At 70.9% G+C, this 19513-nt stretch carries 21 protein-coding genes, 1 tRNA gene and 1 pseudogene; 7 read left to right on the forward strand and 16 right to left on the reverse strand.

Annotation, left to right across the window (positions count from 1 at the left end; all coding sequences use genetic code 11):
• The first annotated feature begins 49 nt into the window (after positions 1-49).
• Positions 50-682, forward strand: a complete 633-nt coding sequence (locus tag L3Q67_RS45065) for a TetR/AcrR family transcriptional regulator (RefSeq protein WP_499187498.1) — start codon at positions 50-52, stop codon at positions 680-682.
• Positions 683-687: 5 nt separating this feature from the next.
• On the opposite strand, the gene L3Q67_RS45070 is transcribed toward L3Q67_RS45065, so the two are convergent.
• Entirely contained in the window at positions 688-1245 is a 558-nt protein-coding gene (locus L3Q67_RS45070) for a cysteine hydrolase family protein (RefSeq protein WP_499187499.1), read from the reverse strand.
• Positions 1246-1312: 67 nt separating this feature from the next.
• Positions 1313-1385: transfer RNA gene (locus L3Q67_RS45075), tRNA-Asn, on the reverse strand.
• A gap of 131 nt (positions 1386-1516) precedes the next feature.
• Here L3Q67_RS45075 and L3Q67_RS45080 point away from each other — a divergent pair.
• Positions 1517-1741: a hypothetical protein gene (locus L3Q67_RS45080; protein ID WP_499187500.1), complete on the forward strand. Its 225-nt coding sequence runs from the start codon at positions 1517-1519 to the stop codon at positions 1739-1741.
• Here L3Q67_RS45080 and L3Q67_RS45085 read toward each other — a convergent pair.
• The 3 genes from L3Q67_RS45085 to dnaG are packed head-to-tail and all read right to left on the reverse strand — an operon-like array spanning position 1738 to position 4915.
• On the reverse strand, positions 1738-2493 hold the full coding sequence (locus L3Q67_RS45085) for a trans-aconitate 2-methyltransferase (RefSeq protein ID WP_499187501.1): 756 nt from the start codon (positions 2491-2493) through the stop codon (positions 1738-1740). The genes L3Q67_RS45080 and L3Q67_RS45085 overlap by 4 nt on opposite strands.
• A 17-nt stretch (positions 2494-2510) precedes the next feature.
• Positions 2511-3032, reverse strand: coding sequence for a hypothetical protein (locus tag L3Q67_RS45090; protein ID WP_499187502.1), 522 nt, complete (start codon positions 3030-3032; stop codon positions 2511-2513).
• Positions 3032-4915 carry a DNA primase gene (gene dnaG, locus L3Q67_RS45095; RefSeq protein WP_499187503.1) on the reverse strand — a complete coding sequence of 628 codons (1884 nt, stop codon included), beginning with the start codon at positions 4913-4915 and terminating at the stop codon, positions 3032-3034. The genes L3Q67_RS45090 and dnaG overlap by 1 nt, the downstream gene beginning before the upstream one ends.
• Positions 4916-4991: 76 nt before the next feature.
• On the opposite strand from dnaG, the gene L3Q67_RS45100 reads away from it, so the two are divergent.
• Positions 4992-5918 (forward strand): sigma-70 family RNA polymerase sigma factor, encoded by a 927-nt coding sequence (locus L3Q67_RS45100; RefSeq protein WP_499187504.1) that lies wholly within the window; start codon positions 4992-4994, stop codon positions 5916-5918.
• 1 nt (position 5919) lies between these two features.
• Here L3Q67_RS45100 and L3Q67_RS45105 read toward each other — a convergent pair whose 3' ends face one another.
• The 4 genes from L3Q67_RS45105 to L3Q67_RS45120 form a co-directional block, all read right to left on the reverse strand.
• Positions 5920-6843, reverse strand: a complete 924-nt coding sequence (locus L3Q67_RS45105; RefSeq protein WP_499187505.1) for a glutamate ABC transporter substrate-binding protein — start codon at positions 6841-6843, stop codon at positions 5920-5922.
• Positions 6844-6865: 22 nt separating this feature from the next.
• A complete protein-coding gene (locus tag L3Q67_RS45110) occupies positions 6866-7801 on the reverse strand; it encodes a glutamate ABC transporter substrate-binding protein (protein ID WP_499187506.1) in 936 nt (311 codons plus the stop codon).
• Between the two features lie 341 nt (positions 7802-8142).
• Positions 8143-8733 carry a carboxymuconolactone decarboxylase family protein gene (locus L3Q67_RS45115; RefSeq protein ID WP_499187507.1) on the reverse strand — a complete coding sequence of 197 codons (591 nt, stop codon included), beginning with the start codon at positions 8731-8733 and terminating at the stop codon, positions 8143-8145.
• A 22-nt stretch (positions 8734-8755) separates the two neighbouring features.
• Entirely contained in the window at positions 8756-10120 is a 1365-nt protein-coding gene (locus L3Q67_RS45120; protein WP_499187508.1) for an MFS transporter, read from the reverse strand.
• Positions 10121-10219: 99 nt separating this feature from the next.
• On the opposite strand from L3Q67_RS45120, the gene L3Q67_RS45125 reads away from it, so the two are divergent.
• Complete coding sequence (locus tag L3Q67_RS45125) at positions 10220-10696, forward strand: MarR family winged helix-turn-helix transcriptional regulator (RefSeq protein ID WP_499187509.1); 477 nt, start codon at positions 10220-10222, stop codon at positions 10694-10696.
• On the opposite strand, the gene L3Q67_RS45130 is transcribed toward L3Q67_RS45125, so the two are convergent.
• Entirely contained in the window at positions 10693-11796 is a 1104-nt protein-coding gene (locus L3Q67_RS45130; RefSeq protein ID WP_499187510.1) for a serpin family protein, read from the reverse strand. The two genes, L3Q67_RS45125 and L3Q67_RS45130, sit on opposite strands and share 4 nt — an antisense overlap.
• A 10-nt stretch (positions 11797-11806) precedes the next feature.
• A complete protein-coding gene (locus L3Q67_RS45135) occupies positions 11807-13075 on the reverse strand; it encodes a deoxyguanosinetriphosphate triphosphohydrolase family protein (RefSeq protein ID WP_499187511.1) in 1269 nt (422 codons plus the stop codon).
• 233 nt (positions 13076-13308) lie between these two features.
• Here L3Q67_RS45135 and L3Q67_RS45140 point away from each other — a divergent pair.
• Positions 13309-13509 (forward strand): annotated as a pseudogene (locus L3Q67_RS45140) (hypothetical protein); the annotation flags it as partial.
• A gap of 141 nt (positions 13510-13650) precedes the next feature.
• On the opposite strand, the gene L3Q67_RS45145 reads toward L3Q67_RS45140, so the two are convergent.
• The 4 genes from L3Q67_RS45145 to L3Q67_RS45160 form a co-directional block, all read right to left on the reverse strand.
• Complete coding sequence (locus L3Q67_RS45145) at positions 13651-14304, reverse strand: YdcF family protein (protein WP_209664990.1); 654 nt, start codon at positions 14302-14304, stop codon at positions 13651-13653.
• Positions 14305-14479: 175 nt separating this feature from the next.
• Positions 14480-15865: a glycine--tRNA ligase gene (locus tag L3Q67_RS45150; RefSeq protein ID WP_499187512.1), complete on the reverse strand. Its 1386-nt coding sequence runs from the start codon at positions 15863-15865 to the stop codon at positions 14480-14482.
• A 123-nt stretch (positions 15866-15988) separates the two neighbouring features.
• Positions 15989-16657 carry a class F sortase gene (locus tag L3Q67_RS45155; RefSeq protein ID WP_499191795.1) on the reverse strand — a complete coding sequence of 223 codons (669 nt, stop codon included), beginning with the start codon at positions 16655-16657 and terminating at the stop codon, positions 15989-15991.
• Position 16658: 1 nt separating this feature from the next.
• Complete coding sequence (locus tag L3Q67_RS45160) at positions 16659-17708, reverse strand: hypothetical protein (protein ID WP_499187513.1); 1050 nt, start codon at positions 17706-17708, stop codon at positions 16659-16661.
• A gap of 288 nt (positions 17709-17996) precedes the next feature.
• Between L3Q67_RS45160 and L3Q67_RS45165 the strand changes: the two genes are divergently transcribed.
• Both L3Q67_RS45165 and L3Q67_RS45170 read left to right on the forward strand, forming a co-directional pair.
• On the forward strand, positions 17997-18389 hold the full coding sequence (locus L3Q67_RS45165) for an ArsR/SmtB family transcription factor (protein ID WP_499187514.1): 393 nt from the start codon (positions 17997-17999) through the stop codon (positions 18387-18389).
• Positions 18386-18805 carry a Fur family transcriptional regulator gene (locus tag L3Q67_RS45170; RefSeq protein WP_209664986.1) on the forward strand — a complete coding sequence of 140 codons (420 nt, stop codon included), beginning with the start codon at positions 18386-18388 and terminating at the stop codon, positions 18803-18805. Before L3Q67_RS45165 ends, L3Q67_RS45170 begins: the two co-directional genes overlap by 4 nt.
• Positions 18806-18811: 6 nt before the next feature.
• Here the strand turns inward: L3Q67_RS45170 and L3Q67_RS45175 are convergent, their stop codons facing one another.
• Entirely contained in the window at positions 18812-19474 is a 663-nt protein-coding gene (locus tag L3Q67_RS45175; protein ID WP_499187515.1) for a TetR/AcrR family transcriptional regulator C-terminal domain-containing protein, read from the reverse strand.
• Positions 19475-19513 lie beyond the last annotated feature (39 nt).

Raw genomic sequence — 19513 nt, forward strand, 5'->3', positions numbered from 1 at the left:
CGATGACAAGGGTTAACGGAGATAAGTTTTCAGGTGTAAGGTAACCGGCATGGACACCGAGAAGGCCGCGCCCCGCACGCGCAACCGCCGCGGGGAAGGCGCCCGCCTGCGCGACGAGATCGTGGCGGCGGCGGTCGAACTGCTCGACGAGACCGGCGACGAGTCCGCCATCACCCTGCGCTCGGTCGCGCGCCAGGTCGGCATCGCCGCGCCGTCGATCTACCGCCACTTCCCCGACCAGCCCGCGATCATGCTGGCCGTGGTGCAGAACGCCTTCGCGGACCTGGACGCCCGGCTGCGCGCCGCCACGCACGCCGCCGACGGCCCACGGGAGCGGCTGTTCGCCATCTGCCACAGCTACCTGGCGTTCGCCGAGACCCACCCGGGTCGCTACCGCACCATGTTCGGCGGGCTCTGGATCCCCGATCTGAACGAGAGTTCACTGACCGAGGAAGACATGTACACCCTCGGCGAGGCCACCCTGCGCCTGCTCTCCGACTCACTCGGGGACTGCGTGAACGCCGGCTGCGCCACCAGCACCGACCTCGCCGCCGACGCGGTCGCGTTGTGGCTGGGCCTGCACGGCCTGGCCCACCAGCGAGCGGTGGCCCCTTCTTTCCAGTGGCCCGAGGACATCGCCGAGCGCGTCATCACCGCACTCGCCCACCTCACCGGAAGCTGACCGTCCTATCCGGACAGGCCACCGGGCCAGTCGGCGCAGGACACGACTTCGAACCCCCGGCTGGGGAAGACCGCGTCCATGAAGAAGTCGTGCATCGCCGGATCGCCGTCCGCGCAACCGTCCCGCAGCACGGTCACCCGGTAGTCGCGGTCCGCCGCGTCGTAGCACGTCGCGGCCACCATCGCGCTGGTCGCGACTCCGGCGATCGCGACGGTGCCGACACCGCGTGCCCGGAGCACGAGGTCGAGATCGGTACCGGCGAACGCGCTGGCGCGGCGTTTCCGCACGACGACATCCTCTTCGGCGACCGGCAGGTCGATTCCGATCCCGGCCGATCCCTCGTGGAAAGCGTCCCCGGCGTCGAAGAACGCCCTGATCATCGGATTGCCCGGCGGCAGGTCGGCTCCGTTGGCCCGGAAGGCGATGTGCACGAACACCACGAGAGCCCCAGCCGCACGGGCACGGGGCAGCAGTTCGGTCAGCGGCGGCACGACTCGCTCGGCGAACGGGTAGTTGCCCGTGATGCCCCGCTGGATGTCACCGATGATCAGCGCGGTGGTCATGACCCGTCCATTCGCCACCAACCAGGACCGGATACAACGAAGCCCAGGTCGGTGACCTGGGCGGATGCTCCCCCGATTGGACTCGAACCAATAACCTGCCGGTTAACAGCCGGCTGCTCTGCCAATTGAGCTACAGGGGATCGCTGGCCTGACCGGATCACTCCGGCCTGACACGAAGAACTCTAACCCATGCCCTCAGCGCGCTCGCACCGGGCCCCCGTCCGCGATCTGAGGAACAATGGACGCGAGCGAACAAAGGAGGCGTACAGGCATGAAGAAGTTCCTGCTGGGCGCTGCGGTGGGCTACGTGCTGGGCGCACGGGCGGGCCGCAGCCGGTACGAGCAGATCGTTCGCACCTACCGCAAGCTGGCCGACCACCCCGCCGTGCAGGGCGCGGCCGGGATCGCCAGGGCCAAGGTGGGCGAGAAGCTGCCGTTCGGCGAACGGCACAGCACCAACGGGCACCGGGCCACCCACCAACCCAGCCAGAGCTAGGAGACCCGCGCCACGGTGAAGACGCGGCGGAAGGGGAACCACGTGGTGCCGTCCGCCCTCGGCGGGTAGGCATCGCGCAGCAGCGAGCCCAGCTCGAAGCGGAACCGTTCCCAGTCCGCCGCGTCCAGCGCCGCCTTGACCGGGCGCAGCACCGTGCCGGTGATCCACTCCAGCACCGCGTCCTCCCCGGTCAGGTGCTGCACGTACGTCGTTTCCCAGGCGTCGACCGCGCACCCCCGCGCCGCCAGCAGTTCCGCGTAGTCCTGCGGCTCGCTCACCGTGTCCTCGCCGGGCAGGTCCAGTGACCGCGACCACCGCGAAGTGGCCGCCAGTTTTCTCACCAGATCGTGTGAAGGTGCCCGGTAGTTTCCCGGCACCTGCATCGCGATCCACGCCCCTGAAGGCAACGCCTCCGCCCAGCGGACCAGCAGCTCACGGTGGTTCGGCACCCACTGCAGCACGGCGTTGGTGAGCACCACATCGGTGTCGGCAGAAGGCTCCCATCGGGTGATGTCGGCCAGGGTCGCGTCGACACCGTTGGCCCGCGCCGCGGCGACCATGTCCGGTGAGCTGTCGAAGGCCTCCACCACCGCGCCCGGCCAGCGCCCGGCCAGCGAGGGCGTCAGGTTCCCGGGACCGCACCCGGCATCGACGACGCGGCGGGGCTCGGCGGCCCCCACCCGCGCCAGCAGGTCGTGGAACGGACGAGCGCGCTCGTCCTGGTAGTCGAGGTACTTCGCCGGATCCCACATGCAGTACGACTGTACTGCTAGACCTCCGGCTCCACCAGCTTCCGCGAGGCGTCCTCGGCGATGCCGGCCACCAGCTCCGGGTCCACCCCGGGATCGGCGCGCACCTGCAGCACCGTGCCATCGGTGCCCGGCACCTTCCGGGTGAGGAACCACGCCACCCCGCCGGGCAGCTCCTGACGGTGCCGCGCCCGGATCGAGCCGTCGACGCGCTGGCGCACCATCGGCGGCACCTTGCCCGGCGCCTCGACGCCGAACCGCACCGGCGTCCGGTCGGTCAGCAGAACCGCTTCCCCGGCTTTGCCCGTCTCCTCGGCTTCGGTCACCGTGAGCGTGTTCTCGCCCCAGACCGCCTTGCTGATCAGGTGCCAGCCGATGCGACGCGGACCGCCCTCGCCGGGCACCCACAGCCCGAGCGGGGTCACCACCAGGTACCCGCCGCTGGTCACCGGCGCGGCCGCCAGCGCGTCCTCCCCGGGAGCCAGTTCACCGCCGAAGTCCTCCGGCAGCCGGTCGCCGAACAACCGCTTCCACAGGCCCATCAGTCCAGCCCGCCCACAGACTGCTCGCGCAACGCCTTGCGGTACTGCTCCAGCGCCACCAGATCGCCGAACAGCGCCCGGTAGTCGTCGGGCGCCTCCACCGGCGACAGCCGGGTCAGCTTCGACTTGATCTCCTGGATCTGCCTGCCCACCAGGTTCTCCTGCATCGCCGCGAGCACACTGGAGACGTACCGCGCGTCCACCTCGCCCCTGGCGCGCAACGGTTCCACCGACAGCTCGCTGAGCACCCGCCGCACCATCCCCTGTGGACAGTGCTGGGCGGTCGCCTCGAGCAGCGCCGGGCCTGCCATGCCGCCCGAGGCGCCGCCCGCCTCGCGGATCCCCTTGCGGATGGCCGAATACGCCGGGTGCGTGAACGCCTCGTCCGGCAGCGCGTCGAACTCCGGACCGGCCAGCGCGGGCTCCTGCAGCGCCGCCTTCAGCGATTCGCGCTGCACGGTCAGGCGCGGGTCGCCCGGGTTGGGCCTGGTCACGTCCTGCGGGTTCGACGACGCGGCCGCCGCAGGCCGTCCCTGCTGGGCCTTGTCCTTGGCACCCGCGGCCGCGCGCACCCGCTTGACCACCATCGACTCGTCCGGCCAGCCGACCCACCAGGCCAGCTTGGTGGCGTAGCCGTCCCGCTTGGCGCGGTCCCGGATCTGCGCCACCATCGGCACCATCTTCTGCAGCGCGGCGACCTGCCCGTCCACCGACTCCAGGTCGTAGGAGCGCAGCAGGCTGCGGATGGCGAACTCGAACAGCGGGGTCCGCCGCGCCACCAGGTCCTTGACCGCGGTGTCGCCCTTGGCCAGGCGCAGCTCGCACGGGTCCATGCCGTCCGGCGCCACCGCGATGTAGGTCTGCCCGGCGAAGGTCTGGTCGCCCTCGAACGCCTTGAGCGCCGCCTTCTGCCCGGCTTCGTCACCGTCGAAGGTGAAGATCACCTCACCGCGGAAGGCGTCGTCGTCCATCAGCAGGCGGCGCAGCACCTTCATGTGGTCCTGCCCGAACGCCGTGCCACAGGTGGCCACCGCGGTCGGCACCCCGGCCGCGTGCATGGCCATCACGTCGGTGTACCCCTCGACGATCACCACCTGGTGCCGCCGCGAGATCTCCTTCTTCGCCATGTCCAGCCCGAAGAGCACCTCGGACTTCCGGTAGATCGGGCTGTCGCTGGAGTTGAGGTACTTGGCCTCGATCCGGTCGTCGTCGAACAGCCGCCGCGCGCCGAAGCCGACCACGTCCCCGCTGAGGTCCTTGATCGGCCACAGCAGCCGCCGGTGGAACCGGTCGATCGGGCCCTGCCTGCCCTCGCGCACGAGCCCGGACTTGATCAGCTCGGCCAGCTCGAACCCGCGCTTGAGCAGGTACTTGGTCAGCTTGTCCCAGCCGCCGGGGGCGTACCCGCAGCCGAAGGTCTTGGCCGCGACCGGGTCGAAGCCGCGCTCGTTGAGGAAGTCGCGGGCCATCCGGCCGTCCTCGCCGAGCAGCTGCTCGGCGTAGAACTCGGCGGCTGCCTTGTGCGCCTCGACCATGCGCGAGCGGGTGCCGCGGTCGCGCTGCACGCTCCCGCCGCCGCCTTCGTAGGTCAGCCGCAGGCCCACCCGGTCGGCGAGCCGCTCCACGGCTTCGACGAAGGTGAGCTTCTCGAGGTCGGTCAGGAACTTGATGACGTCGCCGCCGACACCGCAGCCGAAGCAGTGGAAGGTGCCGTGCGTGGGGCGCACGTTGAACGACGGGGTCTTCTCGTCGTGGAACGGGCACAGCCCCTTCAGCGCGCCGCCACCGGCCCGGCGCAGCGCCACGTACTCGCCAACGACTTCGTCGATCCGGTTGCGGTCACGCACCTCCGCGATATCGCTTTCCCGGATCCGTCCCGCCACGTGTCCACTCTAGTGCTCGGCTCCGGCGCCCGGCCCGGGCGGTTCCGGAGGGCACCGGATGCTGCAGACTCGGGGTATGGCCGTCACCGGGGACCTGCTGGCTGAAGAGTTCACCGCCCACCGCGCGCACCTGATCTCGGTGGCCTACCGGCTGACCGGCTCGGTGTCCGACGCCGAGGACGCGGTGCAGGAGGCGTGGCTGCGGATGGCCGGGCTCACCGACGCCCAGCGCGCGGAGATCCGGGACGCGCGCGGCTGGCTGACCACGGTGGTGGGGCGGCTCGGGCTGGACCGGCTGCGCTCGGCGACGGTCCGCCGCGAACGCTACGTCGGCCAGTGGCTGCCGGAACCGATCATGGCCGGGTTCGGCCCGCGCCCCAGTGAGGACCCGCTCGACGTGGCCGTCCGCGACGACGGCGTGCGGATGGCGGCGATGGTGGTGCTCGACCGGCTCACCCCCGAGCAGCGCGTGGCGTTCGTGCTGCACGACGCGTTCTCCGTGCCGTTCGCCGAGATCGCCGGAATCCTCGGCTGCTCCCCGGCCGCCGCGCGGCAGCACGCCTCACGCGGGCGGAAGGCGCTGGAAGAGGCCGATCCGCCACCGCGGGCGCCGATGGCCGAGCAGCAGGCCCTGCTGGAACGGCTGATGGCCGCGTTCAACGCCGGTGACGTGCGCGCGGTCGCCGAGGTGCTGCACCCCGACGTGGTGCTGATCGGCGACTCCGACGGCAAGGCCAGGACCAGCCGCCGGCTCATGGTGGGCGCGGACAAGATCGCCCGGTTCCTGGCGGGCCTGCTCCGGAAGTACACCGACAGCGCCTTCGACGGGGCCAGGCCGGTGCTGGTCAACGGCGACCTCGGGCTGCACCTGCCCGCCGCCCCCGGCGACGACGGCCACGTCCCGCTGGACGTGCACGTCACCACGGTGGCCATCCGCGACGGCCGGATCGTGGCGATCTACGACCTGGCCAACCCGGACAAGCTGACCCGCCTGCCGGACTGACTCACGAGCCGGGCACGGAGCCGATCGGCGGGGGCTTGGGCGGGTCACCGGGCACCACCTGGCCGAGCGTCTCCGTCCAGTTCTCGCCCCACAGCCCGCTCTGCTGGATCTTGACCAGCCAGTCGTTGACGAACTCCTTGAACGACTCGTCGCCGTGCCGGATGCCGATGCCGTAGGACTCTTCGGTGAACGGCTCGCTGACGATCTGGATCTTGTCGTTGAGCTGGGCTGTCCCGGCGAGCAGCGTCATGTCGTGCACATAGGCCACCGCGTCGCCCGCCTCGAGCGCCTGGATGCACTCGGTGGCCGCGCCGAAGGTGCTCAGCTGCACCCCCGGCGCGTTCCGCTTGATCGCGTCCACGCTGGTGGTGCCGGACACCGCGACCACCTTCTTGCCCGCCAGGTCGGCCGGGGTGGAGATGCGGTTCTCCGTGCTCAGCGTGGCGATCGCCTGCCCGGAGACCAGGTACGGCCCGGCGAAGCTGATCTTGCGCGCCCGCTCCGGGGTGATGGTGTAGGTGCTGATCACCGCGTCGACCGTGCCGGTCTGCAGCACGGCCTCCCGCGTCTCGGAGATCGACCGCACCACCTTGAGGTTCGGCTCGCCGATGAGGTACTTCGCCAGCAGTTTGCCCAGCGTGGCGTCGAAGCCGACGGTCTCGCCGGTGATCGGGTTGCGCTGGGACATCAGCGGCAGGTCCAGCTCACCGCCGATGAGCAACTGCCCGCGTTCGCGGATCGCGGCCGCGGTGGGGCTGGCCGCGATCTCGGCTTCGCTCGCCACCGGAGCGCGGTCGAGCAGGCTCAGCGGAGCCGACGGCGCCACCCCTCCCGCGGGCGCGCCACTATCACTGCACCCGGTGAGGGCCAGCAGGCCCACCGCACCCAGTGCCACCACAGTCCGCAGCCAAGACGCCGTTGTCACGCCGCGTTCCTCCCTCGTGGGGTTACGACCCCGGGACGGAACCCAGCTGCGGAGGGGCCGGTGGCTGACCGGCGACGACGGTGCCCAGCGACTCCTTCCACAGCTCTTCCCAGATCCCGGCCTGCACGATCTTGGCCAGCCAGTCGTTGACGAACTTCTTGAACTCGGTGTCCCCCGGCGGCAGGCCGATGCCGTACGGGTCGCTGGTGAACGGCTGGCCGATCACGCGGATCTTGTCGTTGAGCCTGGCCGCCCCGGCCAGCACGGTCAGGTCGTGCACGTAGGCCACCGCCTGCCCGGCTTCGAGCGCCTGGATGCACTCGTTGGCCGTGCCGAAGGTGCGCACCTGCGCGGTCGGGGCCACCTTCTTGAGCGCCTCGACGCTGGTGGTGCCCGCCACCGCGGCCACGGCCTTGCCGTCGAGGTCGGCGGGCTTGCTGATGGACCGTTCCCGGCTGAGCGTGGCGATCGACTGGCCGGACATCAGGTACGGCCCGGCGAAGGCGACCTTCTGCGCGCGCTGCGGGGTGATCGTGTAAATGCGGATCACCGCGTCCACCGTGCCGACCTGCAACAGGGTCTCGCGCGTCTCGGGAGTGGCTTTCGCGATCTTCACCGTGGATTCGCCGATGATGTATTTCGCCAGCAGCTTCGCCAGCGTCGCGTCAAAACCTTCGGTTTCGCCGGTAATCGAATTCCGTTCGGAAAGCAACGGCAGATCGAGTTCCCCGCCGACGATCAACTGGCCGCGCTGGCGAATGGCCGCGGCGGTGGGGCTCGCGGCCAGTTCCGCCTCGGTGGCCACCGGGGCCCGGTCGAGCAGCCCGCCCGGCCCGGGCGCGGGGCCGCCCCCCGGCGTACCAGGGGTGTTCGGGCCACCACAGGCGGTCAGTGCCACCAGTCCGGCGGCCGCCACGGCCACCGCCGGCCAGCGGCGTGCCGGAAACACCCTTATCATCTCGTGCCACGCTCCATTCGTCATCCCGCGGCCGTGCCGGAACCAGATTCAATAGCCCACCGGCATTACTGACTGGCCCCCGAGACTTCCCAGCCGGAGCACACAAAACCCGCTCTTGGCGCAACCATAACCACGCGGAACCACTAATTGTTAGCCCGAATCTCGGTGAGTGATAAACCAACTCGGCCAATCCCGTGCACGATCTTGTCCGCAGGCCGCGAATGCGGGAGTGGGGCGGCCCGAACGGCCGGAAGACCGATCCCGGACCCCTTCCGGGTACCCGAGATCGATCTTGTCCGGTAACGCTTCTGTGACCTGCTCAGTGATTAATCGGAAACTGCTTAACCGGCCGCGGGCGGCGGCGGGGTGACCTGGGGCACACGGCAGGCGTCTCCCGAGGTGAAGCCCTGCTCGGCGATGTCCAGCGCGGTGTTCATCCGGGCCCGCATGTTCTCCAGCGCGATCTGGTAGGTCAGCTCCAGCACGCCCTTGCGGCCGAACTCCGCTTCGAGTTCGGCGACCTGCTCGTCGGTCACCGCGACCGGGGTGGCGGTCATCGCGTCGGCGTAGGCCAGCGCGAGCCGTTCCTGACGGCTGTACAGCGGCGACCCGGCGTAGTCGTCGATCGACTTGAGCCGGTCGATGTCGAGGCCCTGGTGCCTCTGCAGCATGGTGCCGAAGTCGACGCACCACGAGCAGCCGAGCTGGACGGCCGCCCGGTACACCGCCAGTTCGCGCACGCTGACCGGGAGTTCCTTGGCCACCCGTTCCGCGAACAGCTCGGTCACCAGCCCGGCCCAGAACACCCTCGGGTTGTGCGCGCTGACCGCCATCGGTTCCGGGATCGCGCCGAAGCGCCGCCGCGCGACCCGGTCGATGACGCGCAACACGATCCCGCCGTCCTTCGTGGCCAGCGCGGGGATTCGAGGCATGGTCGCCCTCCTTCGTCTCGTCCTACGCACTGGTGGACGAGACGGCCTCCTCGGTTGTGACAGCGCGCGGCGAGCAGGCGAGCGCGACCACCATGGCGAGCGCGGCGGCGGCGAACACCACGGTCAGCCCCGCCGCGCCGAACCCGCCGGTGACCAGCAGCGCGAGCCAGCCGAGCACGGTGGTCCCGGCGACCCCGCCCGCCTGCCTGGCGAAGGTGAACACGCCCATCGTGGCGCCCATCTCCGCCGGAGCCGCCCGTCCCTGCGCGAGCACGGTGTAGGCGGAGACCACGAGCATGAAGCTGCCGCCGGTGAGCACCAGCCCGGCGGCCAGCAGCGCCACCCCGCCGGTGTGGAGGGACACCGCGATCAGGGTGAGCCCGGCGATGCCCGTGACGCAGCCCCAGCGGCCCCAGGCGAGCATCCGCGGCCAGCGCCGGGCCAGCACGGCGAAACCGCTGGAGACGAGCAGTGAGCCGCCCGTCATGGCCAGCAGCAGGAGCCCGGCGGCACCCGGGTCACCGCGGACGCCGAGCGTGATCACCAGCGAGACGTAGGTGAACGTGCCGTAGAGCGCGATCCCGGCGAGCGTGGTCGCCAGCACCGAGCGCACCACCACGCGGTCGCCGAAGATCCGCCGCGGGATGAGCGTCTGCGTCCGCGCGAAGGCGAATCCGGCGGCCACCGCGAGCCCGGCCAGCAGCGGCGTCCACAGTGGACTGCGCGCCAGTTCCGGCACCGTGCCGAGCGCGGTCGCCGCGGCACCGGCGAGCACCAGCAGCGCCGAACCACGGAGGTCCAGCCGCTCGCCCCGGTCACCGGGACGGCGGCCGGGCAGCCCGGCGAGCCCCAGCACCAGCGCGACCGCGCACAGCGGGAGGTTGCCCCAGAACAGCCAGCGCCAGCCCCAGGCGTCGGCGACCAGGCCGCCAGCGGGCGGTCCGGCGAGCGAGGCGACGGCACCGACGGCGACCTGCCAGCCCTGCCGCCGGATCAGTTCCCCGCGGCTGAACAACTCGCCGAGCGCCGCCATCGCCCCGACGATCAGCCCGCCGGCCCCGGCGCCCTGCACGGCCCGCCCGGCGATGAGCGAGCCGATGTCACCGGCCACCGCGCACCACGCCGAACCGGCGGCCAGCAGCGCGACGGCGAGGCCGAACGCGGCCCGTCGCCCGTACAGGTCACCGAAGCGGCCGTGGATCGGCGTGGAGACGGTGGCGGTGAGCAGGGAGGCGGCGGTGATCCCGGCGACCGCCGGACCCGCGTCCAACTCGGCGCCGATCATCGGCAATGCCGTGACGACCACGGTCAAATCCAGTTGTGCCAGCAACATCCCGAGTAGGAGGCCGGCGAAGGCGAGCGAGCGACTACGCTGATTCGCGTGCATATCGCACACGTTAACGCGTGCGATATGCACGCATCAAGGGCATGGCAGTATGTCCGGCCATACCCGCATGGGTGATCTTGGTTTCGAAGAAAGGCTGAGGTGACCGAAAACGAGAAAGTCCGGCCCGGCCAGCACGGTGGCGGACCGGCGTTGTTCCGGTTGGTCCGGTTCTGGTCGCGCCGGTGGGCGCCCGAGGTGGTCGAGCGGCTCTACGACGGCGCGCCCGAGACGTGGACGGTCCAGAACCTCTACGTGATCGACGCGATCCACAGCGCGGCGCAGGCGGATCCGGAGGTGACCGTGGCCGACGTGGCCCGCCAGCTCGGGCTGGACCGCTCGGTGGCGAGCCGGATGATCACCGACGCGGTCCGCGACGGGTTCGTGCTCCGCGAGACCTCCGGGCAGGACGCCCGCCGCGCCCGGCTGTCGCTGTCTTCCGCGGCGGAGAAGTTCCTCGCCGCCGCCCAGGAGTACCAGCGCTCGGCGTTCGGCGAACTGGTCGCGCACTGGCCCGCCGAGGACCGGCGGCGGTTCGCCGGTTACCTGGGCAGACTCGCGGGCGAGGTGTTGCGCTAGCCCCGAACGGGGTCGGTGATCCTGGCGAGGAAGTAGACGGCGCCGGTGCCGGCGTGGCGGACCAGCAACAGGAACGGCCGGTCCACCCGCACCTGTACCGGATCGCCCATGGGCATGGACACCATGCGGATCATCGCCGCGGTGGCCGCCGCGCCTTCCAGGCCGCTCTCGTCGATCCGCAGCACCGCCTGGTGCAGCACGTCCGAGACGACCAGCCGCGGATCGGGGCTGAGGCCGGTCAGATCGGCCTCCGGGCCGAACAGCGTCCGCACGCCGAGCGCCTTGAGCACGGCGGTGAGATCGGTGCGCAGGTCCAGTTCGAGCTTCGGCAGTGCCAGGCTCACCTGGGTGAACTGCTTGGCGGACAACAGTTCCGCCAGTCGCTCGGCGTCCAGGTCCGCCTCCGCGGCGGCCAGCTCGCCGTCCGGCAGCAGGACCACGGCCTCCACGTCACCGACCGCGGGCAGGGTGACCACCTGCCAGCCACCGGTGTGCGCGTACCCGAGTTGTTCGGTCTGCTGCATGGTCGGCACCCGGACCTCGCCGCCCGGCGTGCGGAAGGGCGCCTCGGTGGTGGCGTGCTCGCGGAACGGGCTGGTCCACGCGGTCTTCAGGTAGAGGGCGTTGACCACGGCGGCCACGGTGTCCGGGCCGACCGAACCGGGGGTGAGCAGTTCGGGGATCAGGTCGTGGGTGGTGGTGGCGATGTCGGCGTTGATCGTCCGGCGTGCGCCCTCGGGGTCGTCGACGAACGGCGCGCTCGCGACCGAGCCGTTGGGCCAGTCCGCCAGTTCCGCGGTGAACTCGTCGCGCAGTTCCAGCCCGTCCCAGGCCCACAGCGTGTTCGCCACCTTGAGCACCGGGGTGTCCTGGTTGTCCGGGCCGTGCAGTTCGGCCGCGGCCCGCAGCAGCTTCGCCTGGCCGTCCACCTCGCCGAGCAGCCGCACCAGTTCCTCGGCCGACTCACCACGCGCCGCTCTGGCCACCAGCGTCAGCGCGCTGGCCGCGGAGTACGGCGAGAGGCAGGTGCCCGCGGCACCGGCCTTCGAGTGCAGGGCGAGCGCGAACCGGAGGTGCCGGAGTTCGGCTGGAGCTGCCATGTCACCGACCCTACCTGTGCATCCCCGTGTGCCACGAGTGCCAAGCGTGGGCCTGGGCGTCGGTCAGCGAGGCGACCTGGTCGATGACCACCCGCAGGCGGGCCGCGTCGTCGGCCGCCTCCGCCCACGCGGGCTGGAAGACCGGGTCCAGCGGCTCCGGCGCCCGCCGCACCAGCACCTCGACCAGCTCCGCGAGCAACTGGCGCTGGCCGTCCTGCATGGCCAGCCGCCGCGGGTCGCTCATCACGTACCGCAACGCCAGCGCCTTGAGCAGCGCGACCTCCGCGGCCACCTGGTCCGGCACGGCCAGCGACGCGGCGTACCGGGTGAGCGGGCCGTCGCCGTGGACCGCCCTGGTGCCGGTCACCGCGGCCGAGGCGAACCGGCCGACCAGCTCGCTGGTCATCCGCTTGAGCGCCACCTGCGCGCCGAGCGAGGAGTCGTAGCGCCTGGCCAGCTCGGCCACCACCGGCAGCTCCAGCAGCCCGCGCGCCGCACCCTCCAAAGTGGACACCGGACTGGCGGAGAAGTGCTTGGCCGCCAGTTCCGCCAGCGCCGCCCGCTCCTGCGCGTCGGCCAGCACGCGGAAGGAGATGCGCCCGGCGAGCACGCCGTCCTCCACGTCGTGCACCGAGTACGCCACGTCGTCGGCCCAGTCCATGATCTGGGCCTCCAGGCAGGTGCGCCCCTCCGGCGCACCCTCGCGCATCCAGGTGAACACGCCGAGGTCGTCCTCGTAGACGCCGAACTTCGCCACGCCCGCGCGCCGCGGCCACGGGTACTTCGTGGCGGCGTCCAGGCAGGCCCTGGTCAGGTTGAGCCCGGCGCTGGCGGGCCCGTCGAGCACCTTCGGCTCCAGCCTGGCCAGGATGCGCAGCGTCTGCGCGTTGCCCTCGAACCCGCCGCAGGAGCTCGCCGCGGTGTTGAGCGCGTGCTCGCCGTTGTGCCCGAACGGCGGGTGGCCGATGTCGTGCGCCAGCCCGGCGGTGTCCACCAGGTCCGGGTCGGCCCCCAGTTCCTCGGCGATGCCGCGGCCGATCTGCGCGACCTCCAGCGAGTGCGTCAGCCGGGTCCGCGGCACGCCGCTGACCTCGGTGCCCTCCCCCGGCCCGACCACCTGCGTCTTGCCCGCCAGCCGGCGCAGGGCGGCCGAGTGCAGCACCCGGGCGCGGTCACGCGCGAACGCGCTGCGGGCGTCGGCACGCGCGCCGGGCAGCACCGCGCCCTTGGGCGGTTCGGCGAGCCGCCGCTCGGCGTCGTGGGCCGTGTAGGAGTTCACCCGCACCAGTTTAAGCGCGGGCCACGAGAGCGGCCGGATCCGAAATAGGGGTTCCCCTAGGGACTTTCTCGGGTGCCGCCGGAAAGCAAACCAGGAGACGATTGTGATTCCGGTCACCACGAACACTGGAACCACGGAGGCGGTGATGAGTTATGACAAACGCCGAAAGAGCCGAAGTCGTCACTCCTGAGACAACGCAGATCAGCCAGCAGATCACCCACCGGGCCCGCGCGATGCTGCGCGCGGTGCAGGCGGGCCGTGCGGAGCTGACCGCGAGCTGCGAGCCGGACCTGCGGGTCGACGGCCTGCACTGCAGTGACCAGGCGACTTCCCACGAACTGGCCAGGGCGGGACTGATCAGGGCGGCGGGCCCGGCACTGCCGGGCAGCTGGGTGCGGGCCGAGCTGACCCCGGCCGGACTGGCCGCGCTGGCCCGCCCGATCCAGGGCTACACCCACCGGCGGCTCTCCGTGGTGCCGCCGTTACCCGGCGGAACCGGCAAGCCCAGCGCCGCGTGAGAATTGTTTCCGCGCACCGGGAGAATCACATGATCGGCGGCGGAGGAATACCTTTCCTCAGCCGAGGCCGGTGCCGCCGATATCGTCGGCGGGGCGTTTCGAAATCCGGTAGAACAGCAGCGCCCCGGTTTCCCGGAAGATGTACTTGGCCTGGGTCTCGCGGGTCTGCACGATCGGCCCGCTGTGCGTCGGCGAGCTCCAGGCGTCCAGGCCGACGTCCTCGGCCATGGTCCTCGACCGCAGCGAGTGCCACGGATCGCTGACCAGCACCACGGTGCTCAGCCCGCGCCGGTGCACCTCGTCGGCGACCGCGTGCAGTGTGCCGAGGGTGTCCCGGCCCTCGCCGACGGCGATCGTGTGCTCGCGCGGCACCCCGCGTTCGACCAGCCAGCGCGCCCCCGCCTCGGCCTCGGTGAAGCTGTCGCCCTCGGCGGACCCACCCGAGGTCACCACGTACTTGGCCACACCGGTGTCGTAGAGCTGCTTGGCGTGCACCAGCCGGGCGCGGAAGACCTCCGAAGGCTTGCCGTTGTACTGGGCCGCGCCGAGCACCACGATCACGTCGGCCGGGGACCGGTCGTCGAGGCGGGCGACGTGCCACACCCGCGCGGCCGTGCCCCCGACCACGAGCAGCGTGATCAGCACCGCGCCGACCACGGCCCGGCGCACCCAGCGGGCAGCACTCACTCGTCCGGGAATTCGCGCAGTCATAGTGGGGAAATCCTGACAGATGCACGCTCGGTAGCGAGCACCCCCTCACCACCGCCGTCCGCAGTCCATTGTGGACTGGGCGGACGCCGGGCGGCGATCGCCGCGGGGGGCTCGCCTCGAAGCTCCATTTCGGACACCGCGGCGGTCACGACCTGCCGTGACCGCCGTCGGGGGATCAGCAGCCGATCAGGCGCGCACCGAGGTAGGACTCCAGCTGGTCGATCGAGACCCGCTCCTGGCGCATCGAGTCACGCTCGCGCACGGTGACCGCGTGGTCCTCGAGCGAGTCGAAGTCGACGGTCACGCAGAACGGGGTGCCGATCTCCTCCTGGCGGCGGTAGCGCTTGCCGATCGAACCGGCGTCGTCGAAGTCGACGTTCCAGTTGCGGCGCAGCGTGGTCGCCACGTCGCGGGCCTTCGGCGTGAGGTCGGCGTTGCGCGAGAGCGGCAGCACCGCGACCTTGTACGGCGCGAGCCGGTAGTCCAGCTTCAGTACCACGCGCTTGTCGACCCCGCCCTTGGCGTTGGGCACCTCGTCCTCGGTGTAGGCGTCGACCAGGAAGGCCATCATCGAGCGGCCGACACCGGCCGCGGGCTCGATCACGAACGGCCGGTAGCGCTGGCCGGTGGACTGGTCGAAGTACGACAGGTCCACGCCGGAGTGGTTCGAGTGCGTGGTGAGGTCGAAGTCGGTGCGGTTCGCGATGCCTTCGAGCTCACCCCACTCCTGGCCGCCGAAGCCGAAGCGGTACTCGATGTCGACGGTGCGCTTCGAGTAGTGCGACAGCTTTTCCTTGGGGTGCTCGTAGTGGCGCAGGTTCTCGGACTTGATGCCGAGGTCGGTGTACCAGGCGGTGCGGGTGTCGATCCACTGCTGGTGCCAGACCTCGTCCTCGCCCGGCTCGACGAAGAACTCCATCTCCATCTGCTCGAACTCGCGGGTCCGGAAGATGAAGTTGCCCGGGGTGATCTCGTTGCGGAAGGACTTGCCGATCTGGCCGATGCCGAACGGCGGCTTCTTCCGCGAGGTGGTCTGCACGTTGAGGAAGTTGATGAAGATGCCCTGGGCGGTCTCCGGGCGCAGGTAGTGCAGGCCCTCCTCGGACTCCACCGGGCCGAGGTAGGTCTTGAGCATCATGTTGAAGTCACGCGGCTCGGTGTACTGGCCGCGGTTGCCGCAGTTCGGGCAGGGCACGTCGGACAGCTCGTCCTCGGCGACCTGCTTGCCCGTGCGCTCGGCGTACTCCTCGGCGAGCTGGTCGGCCCGGAAGCGCTTGTGGCAGGACAGGCATTCCACCAGCGGGTCGGTGAACACGCCGACGTGCCCGGAGGCGACCCACACCGGCCGCGGCAGGATGACCGAGGAGTCCAGGCCGACGACGTCGTCGCGGCCCTGCACCATGGACTTCCACCACTGGCGCTTGATGTTCTCCTTGATCTCCACGCCGAGCGGACCGTAGTCCCACGCCGACCGGGTACCCCCGTAGATCTCCCCGCACGGAAAGACGAAACCACGACGCTTGCAGAGACTGACTACGGTCTCGATGGTGTTGGCGGGCACTCCACGCTCCGTGACATGCGGGGACGAAACTCTGACTGGGAACCGTCAGAGTATCCGCCCCCTCCCCGGCGCTCCGCGAGGGGTTTGCCTGGGGTGAGCAGGCAATCGCGGATCACCGCCGGTTCACGGCCGTGAGACGAGTTCCGCGGTGACGATCCGGTTGTCCTCGTAGCCCTCGGTACCGCCGACGTAGTCCCCGCCGCAGGTGACCAGCACCAGCCGGTGCGGCCCGTCCTGGCCGAACAGCTTCTGCGCGTGGTCCGGCAGGTCGTTCTTGTGCAGCGTGACCACCTCGGTGATCCGGTACTTCCACTGGCCACCGCCGGTGTCGACCACGCTGACCTCCTGGCCGGGGGTGCTGCGCCACAGCTCGTAGAACGGGCCGTTCTGCCGCTTCCAGTTCACGTGCCCGGACAGCAGCGCCGCGCCCTGGGCGTCACCGAGCTTGGCGCCCCACCAGGTGGCTTCGTCGAGCCCGTCGGGGATCGGCAGCACGCCGTCGGCGGTGACCTCCTTGCGGATCAGCTTCGCCGTGCCGCCTTCGGGCAGCCGGACGGTGCCGGGGCTCTGCGCGGGCTCGGCCACCTGCACCGCCGTCTGCGGGGCGGAGGTGGCCGCGGGCAAAGGCGCGGGCGCCGGGGCGGGCGCCTGCGCCACCGGGGCGGGGTCCGGGCCGCTCACCAGCACCCAGACCCCGACTCCGGCGACGACCACCGCGACCACGGCGAGCACGATCGCGATCAACTTGCGGCGGCGCGGGACTTCCTCGACCGCGGGTGGCTTCTCCACCAGGTCAGTTCTTCCGCTCGACCGGCGCGGGACGGCGGCGCAGCGTCAGCACGGCACCGGCGCCCAGCAGCACGCCACCGCCGAGCAGCGACAGGCCCAGCGGGGACACGCCGTCCGAGTCCGCCGGCGCGGTGACGCCCGCCGGGATCTTCGTCGGCACCTGCGGGGTGCTCGACTCCGGGTCGGCCGGGGTGAAGTTCTTCGGGATCGAGCAGCTGACGCCACCGAACACGTAGCGGGACTTCACGTCCTCGACCGCCTTGCCGTCCTTGTCGTTGACGTGCGTGACGATCTCGACGAGCCAGCCCGCGGCGGCGTTCAGCTCACCACTGCGCCACTGCTCCTGGCGCAGGAGCGAGTCGAACTCGGTGATCGGCCGGACCGTGAGGTCGGAGACGGTCTTGGCGGCGTCCTCGCCCTTCTTGTCCGTCGACGCGCCCACCGGCACGCCCTTGACCTCGACCTTGCCGTCGGCGTCGGGGGTCTTCTTCACCAGTTCGCCGGTGTCGTCGCGGACCCAGATGGTCTTGACGGTGGTGGAGCCGGTGAGGTCGCCGGCGGCCGCGCACTCGACGGTGGACTTCGCCCCGTCCAGCACGAGGAAGGTGTTGTCCAGGTCCGTCTCGCCGCCGACGGTGACGTCCTGCAGCGCGTAGTTGGTCTCGGCGGTGGCCGTGGGCACGTTGGTGTCCTTCAGCGTCGCCACCACGTTGTGGTCGCGGCTGTCCACGTCCGCCGGGTACGGGCTGGCGTCGGGGTTGTACTTGCCGAGGTGGATCAGGTAGTTCGCGCCGATGGCCTTCTTCTCGCCGTCGTCCTTGGGCAGCAGGTTGCGCTCCGGCCCCAGCTTCGACTGGCCCGCCTTGAGCGGGGACTTCTGCGTCTCGGTGACGACGGTGCCCGCGTTCTCACCTTCGCCCACCTTCGCCGCGGCGGCGTTGGCGTAGGCGACCGGGCCGGTCTCCTCGTCCACCTGGGCCGAGGCCACCCCCGGTACCACCGCGAAGGCCAATGCCGTCGTGCCGGCGGCCAGCTTCGTCACTAAACGCGTCATGGCTCCTCAGCTTCATAGGCGCTTCTGCCGTAACACACACGCGCGATCGCCCGCGTGGGTTGCTCGCGTCACCCCAGACCACGGAGCGTGGCCGCGAACCCGGCCAAACTTCGCACGGCAGTCCACAAGATAGGAAACTTACTCACGATTTACCCTCGTTGTCACTCGAACGGCCCAGCCCGCCCGTCTCCCACCGCCACCCTCAACGGAGCGCTCCGCGCCGAGCCAGCCTCCGGGAAGCATTAGGATGGTAAAGACAACCCTTTTCGCCAACCGCTGGAGTGGACGATGCCGACGGTGAGCCCGGACGCCGCGCCCCCCGGTCTGCCGGAGGACGCCGAGCACGTGCACTCCCCGGCCAGGACCCCGTCCCCGCACGCGCCGACCCCGTCGTCGGGCACCCTGGTCGAGGCCGGGGAACTGCTGCGCGCGCTGGCCGCGCCGGTCCGCATCTCGATCGTGCTGCAACTGCGCGAAGGCGACCGCTGCGTGCACGAGCTGGTCGACTCGCTCGAGGTGGCCCAGCCGCTGATCAGCCAGCACCTGCGCGTGCTCAAGGCCGCCGGCGTGGTGCACGGCGAGCGTCGTGGCCGCGAGGTCGTCTACCGCCTGGTCGACGACCACCTGGCGCACATCGTGGTGGACGCGGTGGCACACGTGCAGGAGGGCAAGCACCCGTGAGCACCCCGACCAGGGGCCGCGCCCCGCTGCCCGGCCGCCGTTCCACCAAGCAGCGCGCCGCCGTGGTCGAGTTGCTGGACGCGGTCGACGACTTCCGCTCGGCGCAGGAACTGCACGACGAGCTGCGCAAGCGCGGCGAGGGCATCGGCCTGACCACGGTGTACCGGACGCTGCAGTCGCTGTCCGAGGCCGGGGAGATCGACGTCCTGCGCACCGAGTCCGGCGAGGCGATCTACCGCCGGTGCTCGTCGCACCACCACCATCACCTGGTCTGCCGCCGCTGCGGGTACACCGTCGAGGTGGAAGGCCCGGCGGTGGAACGCTGGGCGGAGAAGATCGCCAGCGGCAACGGGTTCTCCGACATCTCGCACACCGTGGAGATCGTCGGTCTCTGCGCCGACTGCGCCAAGGCCTGACCCGGCTCAGGCCTCGTCCGGCTCCAGCGCGTCGAGGATCAGGGACAGGCCGAACTCGAACTCGTCCCCGTAGTCGTAGCCCGGTTTCAGGGCGTGCTCGGTCATCAGTTCCATCAGGTGCGGGTAGTCCCCGACGGGCGCGACCTCCACGATCCCGGCGGCGACCTCGTCGAGTTCGGCCGAGTCGCGGAACGGCAGGCTCAGCTCCTGGAGCACGAACCCGTAGAGGTAGCTGTCGATCACCGAGAAGGCGTGCGCGGCCATCACCACGGAGAAGCCGCCCCCACGCAGAGCGCCCAGCACGGCGTCGTGGTGACGAAGAGTGGCCGGACCGGGCTGCTTGCGCGAGTCCATCAGGCCGACGGCCCACCGGTGACGCCGGAGCGCCGCCCGGGACGAGTCGGCGCGGTCGCGCATGCTCTCCTTCCAGCCCGCGGCCGGATCGGGCAGCTCGATCTCGCCGAACACGGCGTCGACCATGCCGTCGAGCAGGTCGTCCCGGCCTGCCACGTGGTTGTAGAGCGACATCGCCTCGACGCCCAGCCGGGCGGCGACCGCCCGCATGGTGACCCCGCCTTCCCCTTTTTCGTCGGCCAGCGCCATCGCCGCGCCGACCACCCGGTCCCGGCTCAGCGGCGCCCGCCGCGGCTTCGTGCGGCGCTGTCCCATCCACTGCCTCCTTGACTGGCTTACAACGTAAGTCTAGCG

The organism is Saccharothrix sp. AJ9571 (assembly GCF_021725495.1).
GTDB classification, from domain to species: domain Bacteria; phylum Actinomycetota; class Actinomycetes; order Mycobacteriales; family Pseudonocardiaceae; genus Amycolatopsis; species Amycolatopsis magusensis.

Bases quoted from the DNA above. Each gene is read 5' to 3' on its own strand.
- L3Q67_RS45120 (WP_499187508.1), bottom strand. From the start codon at position 10,120: ATGCACGCGAATCAGCGTAGTCGCTCGCTCGCCTTCGCCGGCCTCCTA.
- L3Q67_RS45085 (WP_499187501.1), bottom strand. From the start codon at position 2,493: ATGTGGGATCCGGCGAAGTACCTCGACTACCAGGACGAGCGCGCTCGT.
- L3Q67_RS45165 (WP_499187514.1), top strand. From the start codon at position 17,997: ATGCCGACGGTGAGCCCGGACGCCGCGCCCCCCGGTCTGCCGGAGGAC.
- L3Q67_RS45130 (WP_499187510.1), bottom strand. From the start codon at position 11,796: ATGGCAGCTCCAGCCGAACTCCGGCACCTCCGGTTCGCGCTCGCCCTG.
- L3Q67_RS45110 (WP_499187506.1), bottom strand. From the start codon at position 7,801: ATGATAAGGGTGTTTCCGGCACGCCGCTGGCCGGCGGTGGCCGTGGCG.
- L3Q67_RS45100 (WP_499187504.1), top strand. From the start codon at position 4,992: ATGGCCGTCACCGGGGACCTGCTGGCTGAAGAGTTCACCGCCCACCGC.
- L3Q67_RS45115 (WP_499187507.1), bottom strand. From the start codon at position 8,733: ATGCCTCGAATCCCCGCGCTGGCCACGAAGGACGGCGGGATCGTGTTG.
- L3Q67_RS45160 (WP_499187513.1), bottom strand. From the start codon at position 17,708: ATGACGCGTTTAGTGACGAAGCTGGCCGCCGGCACGACGGCATTGGCC.
- L3Q67_RS45090 (WP_499187502.1), bottom strand. From the start codon at position 3,032: ATGGGCCTGTGGAAGCGGTTGTTCGGCGACCGGCTGCCGGAGGACTTC.
- L3Q67_RS45080 (WP_499187500.1), top strand. From the start codon at position 1,517: ATGAAGAAGTTCCTGCTGGGCGCTGCGGTGGGCTACGTGCTGGGCGCA.
- L3Q67_RS45065 (WP_499187498.1), top strand. From the start codon at position 50: ATGGACACCGAGAAGGCCGCGCCCCGCACGCGCAACCGCCGCGGGGAA.
- L3Q67_RS45145 (WP_209664990.1), bottom strand. From the start codon at position 14,304: ATGACTGCGCGAATTCCCGGACGAGTGAGTGCTGCCCGCTGGGTGCGC.
- L3Q67_RS45070 (WP_499187499.1), bottom strand. From the start codon at position 1,245: ATGACCACCGCGCTGATCATCGGTGACATCCAGCGGGGCATCACGGGC.
- L3Q67_RS45175 (WP_499187515.1), bottom strand. From the start codon at position 19,474: ATGGGACAGCGCCGCACGAAGCCGCGGCGGGCGCCGCTGAGCCGGGAC.